Source organism: Aetokthonos hydrillicola CCALA 1050 (assembly GCF_017591665.1).
In the GTDB taxonomy this organism is placed as follows: domain Bacteria; phylum Cyanobacteriota; class Cyanobacteriia; order Cyanobacteriales; family Nostocaceae; genus Aetokthonos; species Aetokthonos hydrillicola.
On the sequence record NZ_JAAKGC010000029.1, the window covers coordinates 51,523 to 64,990 of the forward strand.

Sequence of the window (13,468 nt, forward strand, 5' to 3'; positions counted from 1 at the left end):
GGAGGTTACCTCGGAAGGCGGTGTAGTTTCCGGGTGTTCTTGTGCAACTGGTTCTGGTGTGGTTACCTCGGAAGGCGGTGTAGTTTCCGGGTGTTCTTGTGTGGTAGTTGTTGAATCAAGCGCAAGGGATGAGTCATTTAAATTTTCACTACCAAACAAGCTAGCGTATAGTTGATCGACTTCATCAGTAATTAACTCTGAATCATCCGGCTGTACCTTTGCAACATTTGTGGTTGAATTTTGTGTATCTTGATTTAGTTGCAAAATTATTGCATCTAGATCTACTGTACTTGCACTCTCTTCTAAGGTTTCCAATCCATTTTCTTGAGAATTATTTGCAATTGAAGAGTTTGTCTTTGGAGCAAGAGTATCGGTGGTTATTGGAGAAGATGAGCTTTGCGATAATGTTTCATTTTCTACTCTAGGATTAGAGGGTTTATTAGAAATGGCTTGTTGCTGTAACTGCTGGATTAAATTATTGATCCAGCTTGCAAGTAACTGTTCTCCTTGTACACCTTTGCTATGCATTCGTGCAAGTGCTTGGGATAAGGACTCATGATAAGTATTAATATTGCGCTGTAATGCCTCAAAGACAATATTCACTGTCCCATCTAGTGCCAGCATCTGTTGATCCAGTTCTTTGGCAAGTCGAGTTAAACGCTCTACTTGCTCTCTGGGCTCTGCTAAAGGTTGACTAGAGGAGATTGCTAGCTCTGGATTATCCTTTTTCGTTAAATCCGGTGTGAGAAACGGCTGAACCTGGTAATTTGGGGTAGTCTCTGCTCTAGGAGGTGTTAACGTCATTACGCGGCTCATCAGCACCTGCAAAAATTCAGAAATCACTTTTTCCTGGTTAGCCAGCTGCTGTGCCAAGGAGTAGTTTTGTAATCGCCTTTGCTCTAGCTCTCTAATTTCCGTGACAAGAGATGCTCGCTCTTGCAACAGATGTTGTAATTCCACTTGCAACGGCATTAGCAATGCTGACAATTCACTCTTTATTTGAGCTTGTTCAACAGCAACCTCCTGTTGATTGGTTTGGCTTTGCTGCGGTGATGATGGATTATTTTGATCAACAAATCTCGCCAATAAAGGGGATAGTTGAGACTGTTGAGTTAAGCGTTGCTTTTGATCACCACCTGCTTGAGCCTCACTTTCTGCTAGCTTCGCCAAAAAGTTGCGAATTCTTTCTAAAACCTGTCTTGGCTCTTGTCCTTGTCCACCAGAGAGAATTTTAGACAAGCGATTGCCTTTATTCGCAAGTAAATTGTCAAGATCTGTAAGTAGCGTTTGAATTTCGTCTGTGAGGGAAGTCACTTTCATGTACCTTGTATAGAACTATACATTTTGTAGTATCAAAATTGGTTTACAACTTTTGCAATTATGTTACGAATCCTTGGCCGAAAGTGCGATAATTGTCAATACAACGCATAGTTTTCTAAAATTAGCTTTACAATTCAGTCGAGCTTTCAAACACAAAAGAGGTATCTTTGACCTGCCCTAGGGGCAGAGGGAGCAGGGGGATTATATGGCAAAACCAATACTCCTGCCCTGCTCCCTTAGTCCTACTTCCTGCTCCCTTTTTGTCAACGGTTATTTCTACAAGAAACTGTTAATTGCTGGTTACCTTTTTGCCAGAAGTTATAAGCACCAGAAGCAACCACTTTAGCCTTGTCTTGTAAAAGCAGCTAAAAATCTCAGGTTAACAAAAATCAATCGCCTTGAGTATCATTAGATATAATAATAATTGGAATAACACGCTTGTTAAGGGGGCAGATGGGCAGGCATTGCGCAGTGGCTTTTAAGTAGTCTAATACATCCAGGTGCTAATAGGAGCCTAAACGGCAGTTGCTTTATTTTCTTGCCCGTTCTAGTTGTATAGTTTTTTGTGTAACATAGATTAGCTTTTGTTTGAAAGGGGCTGTGCTTTTATGGCTTAGTCTTAGAATGGTGCTGTTGTTTGTTGTTTTGTATATTGCAGCTTTAATAAAAAAATTGCTGATGGAAGATATTAATCCCTGGATGAACTCAACTCCCTTTTTTCAAGGGTTGCCAGAAGCTGCTGTGGAACTAGCCTTAACCCATCTTGTTAGCCGCACTCACCCAGCGAATCAAGTGATTTTGCTAGAAAATGACTGGGGTGGTTCTGTGTACTTCATAGGGGATGGATGGGTCAAAATTCGCACCTACAACTTGGAAGGCAGAGAAGTGACATTGAATATTCTTGGCAAAGGAGAGTTGTTTGGTGAAATGGCAGCATTAGAGGAAGCACCTCGCTCTACTGATGTGATTACTTTGACTTCTACGGTTATCGGTAGCCTGCCTGCTCAGGATTTTGTCAAATTACTTCAAACGGAACCTTTGGCAGGAGTTCGATTAGCACAACTGATGGCGCGACGCCTGCGACAAGTAAATCGTCGGCTGCGATTGCGAGAATCTGACAGTCAGTCACGAGTTGCGGACACGCTACTGTTTTTAGCGGAAGGACAAGGAAAGAAAAAAGAAGAAGGAACTGAAATTCCTAATTTACCTCATCGAGAATTGAGCAGTTTAAGTGGGTTAGCCAGAGAAACAGTTACACGAGTCCTCACACGGTTAGAAAAAAAAGGATTGATTAAACGCGAGCAGGAGGTTATTTGTATTCCGGATTTATTGGCGTTAGAGCGAATGATAGTTTAACGTAACTGCCCTCCCGATGCTTATTCTGTAGTCGTAAAAAATGGATATGAACTACTGGCACTAATCCTGCGAGTACAGTGTAGGTAGTTCATCAGTCAACCTTCTCAATCAATGGTTAAACAAACACGAGAACTTAAAACCACCCCTATTAAACTTGAAGCGCCCCTGAGGATGGTAGAGACGGCATTTTTAGCCAGTACTGCTAGCTTAATTTGGTTTATTAATTTCTACTTTCCTTTAGGCCCGGTTTTGCGGATATTTTTCCCAGTACCGATCGCCTTAGTATACCTCCGTTGGGGTAACAGAGCGGCATGGATGGCAGCCGTCACCTCTGGATTGCTGCTGTCGGTACTTATGGGACCATTTCGCAGTTTGTTGTTTGTTATGCCCTTTGCTTTCATGGGTGTACTATTAGGGGCAACATGGCATCGCCGTGTTCCCTGGATTGTTTCTATTAGTTTAGGTACCCTACTTGGCACGGTGGGAGTCTTTTTTCGCTTATGGTTGTTGTCTGTTTTAACGAATGAAGACCTGTGGATTTATTTAATTAATCAGTTTACAGAGGTATTGGAGTGGATATTCGTTAAGTTTGATATATTAGCGACTCCTAGCGTATTTTGGCTTCAAGTAGTGACTATTGGCGTGATTATATTGAACAACTTTATTTACTTGTTCGTAGTACACCTAGCAGCATGGCTACTGTTGGATCGCTTAGGTAACCCCATCCCTCGTCCGCCACAATGGGTACAAGTGCTTATGGATTATGAGTAGGGTACTGGGTACTGGGTACTGGGTACTGGGTACTGAGAAAATAGTAAAAACTAATTTTCTTATTCTCCCCCTGCTAAGAGATCCCTGCTCGCTGCTCAATATTAAAATTAACTTATGATGGTTCGTGTTTATACTGAGATTGAACGGGGGGAGGAATGGATTGCGCGCTATCGGGGTTGTATGCCTGTGTTTGCGTGTGTTTTAGGATACACAGAAACTGCGTTGATTCCTGGAATTTCAGCGGCTGGGCGAACACCAGAGGATCGGAAATATACGGCTTGTGCTGATGCTGAGTTTTTGTATTATGGTCCTCAAAGAAATCCTCAATATCCTCTACCACCACTGTTTTCTGGGGTGTCTCCTGTGCTTATTTCCCGTGCTGTGGTTGAAGCACTAAAAATTCCTGTTTATTTGTTCAATGCTGGACTACTCCAGCCTCCTCCTGTACCTACAATTGATCTGAATGGCTATCCAGCTAGGTGCTTAAGTCAAGGCAACGCTATGGAACACGCATTGGTACAGCACTTATTAGAGCAAGGGTTGCTTTGGGGTGAACGCTTAAGTACTAAAACTCAACAAGGGTATCTCGTTTTAGGTGAGTGTGTTGTGGGAGGCACTACAACCGCTCTGGCTATCTTAACTGGTTTGGGTATACCAGCGTTAGGAAAAGTCAACAGCAGCCACCCAGCTTGTAATCACGCCCAAAAGTGGTCGGTGGTGCAAGCGGGATTAGAGAAGTCTGGATTGAAATCTAGGGGGATGGGGGAAGTGATCTCGTCTTCTCCACAACTAGATCCACTGAAATTAGTCGCTGCTGTAGGCGATCCCATGCAAATTGTCGTCGCTGGGATGGCGATCGCAGCCAGTCGTAGTTGTGGGGTTTTGCTGGCTGGGGGAACACAAATGCTAGCTGTATATGCACTAATCGATGCGATCGCTCAAGCTTACGCCTTATCCTGGCAACCAGAACAGGTAGTCGTAGGAACAACTCGCTGGGTAGCAGAAGATCCTACAGGCGACACTGTTGGACTAGCGCAACTAATTGGTAAGAGCCAGAGCCATAGCAGTCTTAATCAAGTTTCTCCACCCCTAATAGCCACTGGGCTAAGTTTTGCTAATTCCCGCTATTCCCAACTCAGAGTTTATGAGCAGGGATTTGTCAAAGAAGGTATGGGAGCAGGGGGGCTTTGTATTGCTGCCTCTCTTAGTCAAAATTGGCAGCAGCACAATCTCTTAGAAGCTATTGAAACTCTTCTAGAGGAGCTTTAGCTTTTAAGCACAGCAAAAAAACGCTCTGTTTTTCTTCTTGACATTATTTTTGAAAAATTCTGACTCCTGACTCCTGTATTCTTACCTTCGTACCGCACTATTGAATTCTTTTGAGCAGTAGTTGTTCTTCTAAAGCAGCAATACGATTGTAAGCTGCTGTTAATTGCGCTGTTAGTCTTTGGATTTGAATTTCTGGTGTTATATTTTTATCTCCTGTTTGAAGGCTGGTATCTGGGTAAATACCGTCCATTAACACATCTTTATGTTCAAGTTCCGAATTTAAACTAATATGTCCTTTTAACCGAAATCGCCCATTATCAGTATTTTCAACATAGTTATCTTTAGTTTTGTGTGTTTTGTCTAAAGAGCGATCTGATAAAGCTTGAGCCACTTTATTATCTAGTTGCTCAAGCATTTGATACACGGCATCCACTTTATAACTCAAAGTCAATACCTGCTTTTGTAATGGCTCCATTTAATACCCTTAGCTGCTTATGTTTCTCCATGTTATTCAATCTACTAGCAATATTAACTTTACTTATGATTTTTTTAACTTTTAAGATTTTATGTTCAAGAAGAACACTAAAATTGCCGATTTTAAATTAAATCATTTGTGAAAAAGCTAATTATCCCTGTACGCCCTTGTTTACTGTTCACTACCTCAACAAGTGATGTAATTTCCTATGTTTTACTCAATGTTAGTTTTCCGAAAAATTAAATGAGCTTACACTCCTATTCTTTGTAAGAGTCTGTAAACTTTATTAAGATTTCTTCGCTTGTAGTCAAGCAACTCTACAAACGTTATTATTAAAATCCCTGACGTATATAATCTAATTCCAAAATCTAATGGAGCGACGGTCTTTTTTGGTAGGTACAGGTACACTGCTATTGTCACAACTGCTTGTAAGCTGTGGGGGAAACAACCAGGCGCAATTACAAGTGCAGTTGTTGCAAGATTCTATTCCTGGTCAGGTAGTTGATCGCTTTAAGAAAAGTTTGCAGCAAAATCCACAGTTAAAATTTGCTCCAGTCAAGCACTTAGAGGATTTGTTCCGACAATTGCAAACTTGGCAGAAGAAAGTAGATCCTAGTAAGGAAGAAGGATGGCGTCGCTTCATACCTCTAGCAAAATCCCAGAAGGCTAGCCCAGTTGACTTGGTAACAGTGGGAGATTACTGGATAAGCGCAGCAATTAGACAGCAGCTAATTCAACCACTGGAAGTGCAACAGTTAAAAAATTGGTCTACTCTACCCAAAAGATGGCAGGAATTAGTAACTCGTAACGACCAAGGTTTGATTGATGCTAAAGGAAAAGTTTGGGGTGCCCCTTATCGTTGGGGTAGCACTGTAATTGTTTACCGCCGTGACAAGCTTATTGAAGAATTAGGTTGGACACCGAGGGATTGGAGTGATTTGTGGCGGGGTGAACTGCAAGGGCGCATTTCTGTACTCGACCACCCAAGGGAAGTGATCGGTCTTGTTTTAAAGAAGCTTGGAAAATCATACAACACAGAAAATCTTGATACAGTTCCAGATTTAGAAAAAGAACTACGCGCCCTGAACCAACAAGTAAAATTTTATAGTTCTACTAGATACTTAGAACCACTCATTATAGGAGATACTTGGCTAGCTGTTGGTTGGTCAGATGATGTATTGCCAGTTGTTGGGCGCTACCCTCAACTTGCTGTAGCAATTCCCCAATCAGGCACAGCAGTCTGGGCTGATTTGTGGGTTCAGCCTAAAGGCAAACAGACAAAAACTTTATCATACCAATGGATTGATTTTTGTTGGAGTCGCGACATTGCTAACGATATTTCTGTGCTTACTAAAACCAATGCGCCAACTTCGACGAAAATAAACCCATCTGGGATATCAGAGCTATTAACCAAACTTTTGCAAACTAATACTGAAGTTTTTGATAAAAGTGAATTTTTGCTTCCCTTACCGGAAAAAACTACTAGTCAGTATGAATCTTTATTCGCAAAGATTAAGCAAATACCTGATAAATAAAGATTTTTTTGTTTCTATCACATGAAAATCTAATATTGCCACGATGGCAGACATTCGGTAGTATGAGAGGTATAACTGAAGTTATACCTGTGTTATGAAAACAGCGATTTCAATTCCAGATCGGCTCTTTGAGGATGCCGAACAATTTGCAAAATGTATGGGTTTATCCCGTAGTGAACTGTATTGCATGGCACTTCAAGAATACTTGAAAGTCCATAAACGTGAAGAAATCACCAAACAGCTAGATGCTGTATACACCGAGGAAGATAGCTCTATTGGTCCGTTCTTTGTGCAACTACAAGCCCAGACTTTATCTGAGGAAACCTGGTGATGCAGCGAGGTGAAATTTGGTGGGCAGATCTACCAACACCCGTGGCTTCTGAACCTGGATATCGTCGCCCCGTCTTAATTGTTCAGGCAGATGAATTTAATCGTAGTCGAATTCGGACTGTTATTGCTGTCGTACTCACAACTAATCTTCGACTAGCTGATGCTCCAGGGAATATTTTGGTGACAAGCGATAAAACTGGTTTACCGCAAGATTCTGTTATAAACGTCTCGCAAGTTATCACTGTGCACAAATCGTTTTTGACAGCACAAGTAAGTCAACTAAGCGATAACGTCATGTTACTTGTTGAAGACGGTCTTCGTTTAGTTCTCCAGCTATAGTAAGTGGTAATAGATCATCCAGATTAAAAATGTGCTTAATTTTACAATCAATAAATAATGATTGACAATATAAGCATAATCTGCATAAGCTAACATACCTACTACTATAGAAAGAACTGTAAAGATTATAAATACAGTTAGGATAACGAGATCATGCGCTAACCTAGAGGGGGATACTATCTCGTTTCAACCATCAGATTAAGAGACAATATTTGTTGAGGAAAAAACGAGGTTGTGACCTAGCTGGAGTTTAGAAATTTACCATGCATGAACTGGTTAAAACTGTCTTAAACAGTGAAGAAAAAACGGCTCTGCGTCAATTGCTCTTTACATTAAGTAGTTTGGGGAAGAAATTCTTCCTAAGAAACGAGATTTTGCAAGCGTTTGCCGACTACTGTTACAAATCTCAAAAGCCAGCGTACTTTTATCACTCTTCTTCTGTAGGGAAACTCATTAACTACACCCACGAAATTATTCTGGAAGATGACAGTACTTGGTTTGTAGTCAGACAAAGAGTTGCTAGTCAAGAAGTTTGGCGACTGGCAGCAAATATGGCTAGCTTCGAGATGATGACACCACAGGCGTTATTAAATGTGCGCGATCGCCTAGTGAATCGCTTCCAACCTCGAATCCTAGAAATAGACTTCAATCCTTTTTACCAAGGTTCCCCCACAATAAACGATCCTAGAAATATTGGTCAAGGGCTAGCATTCTTAAACCGTCATCTATGTAGTCAGGTCTTAACTGATCCTGAGTATTGGCTAGAAGTATTATTTAATGTACTACACAGACGTCGATACGATGGCATCCCAATACTTATTAATGATCGTATTCATTCAGGGCAGCAATTATCAGGGCAAATTAAAGAAGTTTTAAATTTTCTTAGAGATCGTCCCCCCAACGAACCCTACGAAAAAATCCGTTTTGATTTGCAAGAATTTGGTTTAGAACCAGGTTGGGGAAACACCTCTTCAAGAATACGCGAAACCTTAGAACTTCTTGCGCGACTGATCACTACCCCAGAACCAGCTATTCTCGAAGCCTTTGTTGAGCGCATTCCCGCAGTTTTTCGTGTAGTCCTAGTTTCCATACACGGATGGGTTTCCCAAGAAGGTGTCTTAGGAAGACCAGAAACAGCCGGTCAAGTCATATATGTTCTAGAGCAAGCACGCAGCCTAGAAAACAAACTGCGTGAAGAAATAAAACTTGCAGGACTCGACGTTCTGGGGATTCAACCTCAAGTCATTATTCTTACCCGCCTTATCCCTAACTGTGAAGGGACTCTTTGTAGCCTCCGCCTAGAAAAAGTCCTCTTAACTGAAAACGCTTGGATATTGCGTGTTCCTTTCCATGATTCTTATCCTCCAATTACACAAGAGTGGATTTCTAAATTTGAGATTTGGCCTTATTTAGAAAAATTTGCTATTGATGCAGAAAGAGAACTATTAGCACAATTACGAGGTGCGCCAGATTTAATCATCGGGAATTATAGCGATGGTAATTTAGTAGCCTTTCTCCTTGCACGTAGTCTTAAAGTGACCCATTGCAACATTGCTCACTCTTTAGAAAAGCCTAAACACCTTTTCAGCAACTTATATTGGCAAGATTTAGAGGATCAATTTCACTTTTCGGCACAATTTACCGCCGATCTGATAAACATGAACGCGGCTGACTTTATCATCACCTCGACTTATCAGGAAATTATGGGTACACCTGATACGATAGGTCAGTACGAATCGTACAAATGTTTTTCTATGCCAAGCTTATATCATGTTGTCGATGGTATAGATTTGTTAAGCCCTAAGTTCAACATGGTGCCACCAGGGGTGGATGAAAATATTTTCTTCTCCTATGACCAAACAGAACAACGAGATCCAAACCTTCGCACACGAGTCCATGACCTACTCTTTACCCGCAAAGACCCCCTAATTCTTGGCTTGTTGACTGATCCAAGCAAGCGCCCAATCTTTGCCGTTGGATCTATCGCTTCTATTGATAACCTTGCAGGGTTGGCAGAATGCTTCGGTAAAAGTGAGGCATTGCAAGAGCAATTTAACTTAATTCTTGTCACCGGTAAGTTGTATCCTGAACAAGCTAAAAATAGCGACGAAACCGATCAAATTAATAAACTCCATCGCATCATTAATCAATATCATTTGCAAGGTCATATCCGTTGGCTAGGCATGTACCTCCCTATCATTGAACTTGGGGAAGCTTACCGAGTGATTGCCGATCAGCGAGGGATTTTTGTTCACTTTGCTCACTTTGAAGCTTTCGGACGAACTATTCTGGAAGCAATGAGTTCTGGTTTACCAGCTTTTGCCGCTCAATTTGGTGGCTCTTTAGAAATTATTAACGATTCTGAAGAAAATGAATTCCATCTTAACCCTACAGATCTAGAAGGAACAGCCAAAAAAATATTGAACTTTATTAACCAGTGCAATACTGAAGAGGAATACTGGTATAAAATATCTGAGTGGGTGAGTCAGCGAGTTCGGATAAAATACAACTGGCATTCACACATCAAGCAGCTACTATTACTTTCTAAAATCTATAGCTTCTGGAAATTTGTGAGCCCTGAAAATCGAGAAGCTAGAGATCGCTATTTGGAAGCCTTATTTTATCTGGTCTATAAACCTAGGGCTGAAATAATTCTCCAACAGCACATGCAGAAGAGGTAGTTGTTAGTAGCGGCGGGTTTAGTCTATAAAACAGTAAGTAGACACTTTATTTTGTTAAACCTGCCCTTACAGTAGTTAGTGGTGAGTAAGTGGGGGCAGGTTTAATCTATATAAATGTGTAGCTCGAGAAGATATTTTTTTCAACCCGTTTGCGTGGTAGCTAGTATCACAATTAACAAGGCTAATTGCTATAACGTTCTTTAGCATTTACTCCCCAACCACGCCAGATGCTTAAAGTAGGCGCAGCCGTCCAGAGCACTGGCTCTCCAAAACCCTAAGAACCAACACCCAACACAGCGTGCCGATGGATACAAATAATTTTACTTATACAGACTGGACACTAATCGAAACCGAGTTTCATCCTGACCAACTTCATCACACAGAGACAGTTTTCACAATCGGCAACGGTTACTTAGGAACAAGAGGAAGCTTTGAGGAAGGCTATCCTCGTGCTTTGGCAGCAACCCTTATCCACGGGGTTTACGATGATGTTCCTATTGTCTACACCGAACTTGCCAACTGTCCTGATTGGTCGCCACTTATCGTTATTGTTGATGGCGATCGCTTTCGTCTTGATCAAGGTGAAACATTGCGTTACGAAAGGCATCTTGACCTACGTCGAGGCATTCTCAGCCGCTTTGTACGTTGGCGCAGTCCGAGTGGGAAAACGATAGACCTTAGCTTTGAGCGTTTTGCTAGTTTAGCAGATCAACATGTGTTAGTGCTACGGTGTCAGTTAACGCCTGTTGATTTTGAAGGTTTCGTCGAAGTTCAGGGAAGCCTTAACGGTTATCCTGAAAACCAAGGTTTCAATCACTGGGAATTGTTAGATCAAGGTAAAAATAATCAAGGGATCTGGTTAAACCTCCGTACTCGAAGTACTCGTATTTCTCTTGGCATCGCAGCTAAGATGACAATATCAGAAGACGAGGCTTCTTTGCAAGTCACTAATGCGCCAGGTTATCCCACTTTCATCACCACATTTAGCGCTGCCCCAGAAAAGACCGTAGTTGTCGAGAAGTTTGTTACAGTTTTTACTTCGCGAGACGTAGAAAATCCAGTTCAAGCCGCTTGTGAAAAACTGAGTCAAGTGCCTTCTTACTTAGTTGCCCTGAATACTCAGGAACAAGCATGGGAAGCAGTTTGGGATAAAAGCGATATTTTAATTGAGGGAGATATTAAAGCTCAGCTTGCTGTTCGCTACAATTTGTTTCAGTTGTTGATTGGTGCAACGCCGTTTGACGACAAGGTGAGTATTCCAGCGAAAGTACTTTCGGGATTTGGTTATCGTGGTCACGTATTTTGGGATACAGAAATCTTTATCTTGCCCTTTTTTATTTTCACTCAACCAGAACTCGCTCGTAATATGCTAACTTACCGCTACCATACTTTAAATGGAGCACGGCGAAAGGCAGCTCATTATGGGTATAAGGGAGCGATGTACTCGTGGGAAAGTGCCGATACAGGGGATGAAGTGACACCCCGTTGGTTACCTCCTAATGATCCTTACGGTGAGGACATCCGGATTTGGTGTCGCGATCGCGAAATCCATATTAGTGCTGATATTGCTTATGCGGTTTGGAATTACTGGTACGCGACTGGTGATGATGAGTGGATGCGAGACTGTGGTGCTGAAATTATCTTGGATACGGCTGTTTTTTGGGGTAGTCGCGTTGAGTACATCACCAAGTACGAACGGTATGAAATTCGCGGGGTGATTGGCGCTGATGAATACCATGAAATGGTGAACAATAATGCCTTTACGAATAGAATGGTGCAATGGCATTTAGAGAAGGCACTTTTAGTTCATGAGTGGTTGCGTCAAAATGATAGCGATCGCGCCCAAGAACTAGAGAAAAAACTGCACCTGACTCCTGCTAGAATCTCGCGTTGGCAAGATATTATTCAAAATATCTGGATTCCCTACGACCAATCCACTGGTCTAATCGATCAGTTTGACGGATTTTTTGAACTGAAAGATATTAACTTAGCTGACTACGAACCACGCGATCGTTCTATGCAAAAAGTCTTGGGTATCGAGGAAGGTAACACATACCAAGTGCTCAAGCAGCCAGATGTCCTCATGCTGTTGTATCTGATGCGGCAATCAGAAGAATTCCCTTACACCTATGAGGTGTTAGAGAAAAACTGGGATTACTACGCACCTCGTACTGATATCACCTATGGCTCATCACTCGGCCCTGCTATTCACGCTATCTTAGCATCAGATTTAGGTAAAGCAGTGGAGGCGTATCAAGAGTTTATGCAAGCAGCAATGGTAGATATCGACGACGTTAGAGGTAATGCTGACGAAGGAATTCACGGAGCAAATGCAGGTGGTATTTGGCAAGCTGTGGTTTTAGGCTTCGGTGGTGTTAAACTAACAGAAAATGGACCGATAGCCAAGCCACACCTACCTCCAGGCTGGCAACGTCTAAAATTTAAGCTTCATTGGCGTGGTCAATGGCACGATTTCGATTTGAGCCTAGAACAAGAAACTGCGGAAGTAGGAGAAATAGCGAATGATCAGGGAGATAGAGAAGTCTTATCTTCCACATCCCCCTCATCTTCCCCATCCCTCTCATCTCCTATTCCTGAATCCTCTGATATTCAGGGAGTTATTTTCGATCTAGATGGTGTCTTAACTGATACAGCAGAATACCATTACTTAGCATGGCAAAAGCTAGCTGATGAAGAAGGATTACCCTTCAATCGCCAAGCGAACGAAGCACTGCGGGGTGTTTCGCGTCGCGAGTCGTTGCTGCTGATCATTGGAAACAATAAGCAATACACAGAAGAACAAATTCAGCAGATGATGGATCGTAAAAACCGCTACTATGTGGAATTCATCGAGAACATCTCACCGGCTGATTTACTACCAGGCGCTCTAAATTTGTTAGAGGAATTGCGGCAAGCTGGTATTAAGACAGCTCTTGGCTCAGCCAGCAAAAATGCACGCCCTGTGATAGAAAAACTAGGCATTGCTAAGTATATTGATGTGATTGCAGACGGCTATAGTGTAGAAAAACCTAAGCCTGCACCCGACTTATTTTTGTATGCTGCTAAAGAGTTAGGACTTGAACCAGCACAATGTGTAGTCGTAGAAGATGCAGCAGCAGGCGTTGAAGCAGCTCTAGCAGGTGGTATGTGGGCAGTAGGACTCGGTCCACACGAGCGAGTCGGCGCTGCTCACATTGTCTTACCAAGCTTAGCAAAAGTACACTGGGTAGATTTGCTAGCTAAATTGAAAGTACTGAGTACAGAGTGAACCCTAACCCTAACCCTCTCCCAGATGGTCTACGGTATACACACAAGTCGAATTACCCCCCTTAATCCCCCCTTGTAAAGGGGGGAAACAAGGAGAATCTAGTTCCCTCCCCTTTCCAAGGGGA

The 13,468-nt window shown here is 42.1% G+C and carries 9 protein-coding genes and 1 pseudogene; 8 read left to right on the forward strand and 2 right to left on the reverse strand.

Going from position 1 to position 13,468, the window contains the following annotated elements; genetic code table 11:
• Window positions 1-1,314: pseudogene (locus G4P69_RS16680) on the reverse strand (hypothetical protein); the annotation flags it as partial.
• A 684-nt stretch (window positions 1,315-1,998) separates the two neighbouring features.
• Between G4P69_RS16680 and G4P69_RS16685 the strand changes: the two are divergent.
• The 3 genes from G4P69_RS16685 (at window position 1,999) to cobT (ending at window position 4,716) form a co-directional block, all read left to right on the forward strand.
• A complete protein-coding gene (locus G4P69_RS16685; RefSeq protein ID WP_208350594.1) occupies window positions 1,999-2,676 on the forward strand; it encodes a Crp/Fnr family transcriptional regulator in 678 nt (225 codons plus the stop codon).
• Between the two features lie 111 nt (window positions 2,677-2,787).
• Window positions 2,788-3,447 carry a DUF2232 domain-containing protein gene (locus tag G4P69_RS16690; RefSeq protein ID WP_208350583.1) on the forward strand — a complete coding sequence of 220 codons (660 nt, stop codon included), beginning with the start codon at window positions 2,788-2,790 and terminating at the stop codon, window positions 3,445-3,447.
• Between the two features lie 117 nt (window positions 3,448-3,564).
• Entirely contained in the window at window positions 3,565-4,716 is a 1,152-nt protein-coding gene (gene cobT / locus G4P69_RS16695) for a nicotinate mononucleotide-dependent phosphoribosyltransferase CobT (RefSeq protein ID WP_208350595.1), read from the forward strand.
• A gap of 97 nt (window positions 4,717-4,813) precedes the next feature.
• Here the strand turns inward: cobT and G4P69_RS16700 are convergent, their stop codons facing one another.
• On the reverse strand, window positions 4,814-5,191 hold the full coding sequence (locus G4P69_RS16700; RefSeq protein WP_208350585.1) for a hypothetical protein: 378 nt from the start codon (window positions 5,189-5,191) through the stop codon (window positions 4,814-4,816).
• Between the two features lie 371 nt (window positions 5,192-5,562).
• On the opposite strand from G4P69_RS16700, the gene G4P69_RS16705 reads away from it, so the two are divergent.
• The 5 genes from G4P69_RS16705 (at window position 5,563) to pgmB (ending at window position 13,344) form a co-directional block, all read left to right on the forward strand.
• Window positions 5,563-6,726: an extracellular solute-binding protein gene (locus tag G4P69_RS16705; protein WP_208350586.1), complete on the forward strand. Its 1,164-nt coding sequence runs from the start codon at window positions 5,563-5,565 to the stop codon at window positions 6,724-6,726.
• A gap of 94 nt (window positions 6,727-6,820) precedes the next feature.
• The gene (locus tag G4P69_RS16710) at window positions 6,821-7,057 is read left to right on the forward strand and encodes a ChpI protein (RefSeq protein WP_208350587.1); all 237 of its coding nucleotides are present in this window, start codon (window positions 6,821-6,823) and stop codon (window positions 7,055-7,057) included.
• Window positions 7,057-7,395: a type II toxin-antitoxin system PemK/MazF family toxin gene (locus G4P69_RS16715; protein WP_208346318.1), complete on the forward strand. Its 339-nt coding sequence runs from the start codon at window positions 7,057-7,059 to the stop codon at window positions 7,393-7,395. The genes G4P69_RS16710 and G4P69_RS16715 overlap by 1 nt, the downstream gene beginning before the upstream one ends.
• A 263-nt stretch (window positions 7,396-7,658) precedes the next feature.
• Window positions 7,659-10,076 (forward strand): sucrose synthase, encoded by a 2,418-nt coding sequence (locus tag G4P69_RS16720; RefSeq protein ID WP_208350590.1) that lies wholly within the window; start codon window positions 7,659-7,661, stop codon window positions 10,074-10,076.
• Between the two features lie 304 nt (window positions 10,077-10,380).
• On the forward strand, window positions 10,381-13,344 hold the full coding sequence (pgmB, locus tag G4P69_RS16725) for a beta-phosphoglucomutase (RefSeq protein ID WP_208341413.1): 2,964 nt from the start codon (window positions 10,381-10,383) through the stop codon (window positions 13,342-13,344).
• Window positions 13,345-13,468: the final 124 nt, after the last annotated feature.

What these genes read in the sequence shown, in the direction of transcription:
- G4P69_RS16685 (WP_208350594.1), top strand. Translation starts at nt 1,999, where the DNA reads ATGGAAGATATTAATCCCTGGATGAACTCAACTCCCTTTTTTCAAGGG.
- G4P69_RS16690 (WP_208350583.1), top strand. Translation starts at nt 2,788, where the DNA reads ATGGTTAAACAAACACGAGAACTTAAAACCACCCCTATTAAACTTGAA.
- cobT (WP_208350595.1), top strand. Translation starts at nt 3,565, where the DNA reads ATGGTTCGTGTTTATACTGAGATTGAACGGGGGGAGGAATGGATTGCG.
- G4P69_RS16700 (WP_208350585.1), bottom strand. Translation starts at nt 5,191, where the DNA reads ATGGAGCCATTACAAAAGCAGGTATTGACTTTGAGTTATAAAGTGGAT.
- G4P69_RS16705 (WP_208350586.1), top strand. Translation starts at nt 5,563, where the DNA reads ATGGAGCGACGGTCTTTTTTGGTAGGTACAGGTACACTGCTATTGTCA.
- G4P69_RS16710 (WP_208350587.1), top strand. Translation starts at nt 6,821, where the DNA reads ATGAAAACAGCGATTTCAATTCCAGATCGGCTCTTTGAGGATGCCGAA.
- G4P69_RS16715 (WP_208346318.1), top strand. Translation starts at nt 7,057, where the DNA reads ATGCAGCGAGGTGAAATTTGGTGGGCAGATCTACCAACACCCGTGGCT.
- G4P69_RS16720 (WP_208350590.1), top strand. Translation starts at nt 7,659, where the DNA reads ATGCATGAACTGGTTAAAACTGTCTTAAACAGTGAAGAAAAAACGGCT.
- pgmB (WP_208341413.1), top strand. Translation starts at nt 10,381, where the DNA reads ATGGATACAAATAATTTTACTTATACAGACTGGACACTAATCGAAACC.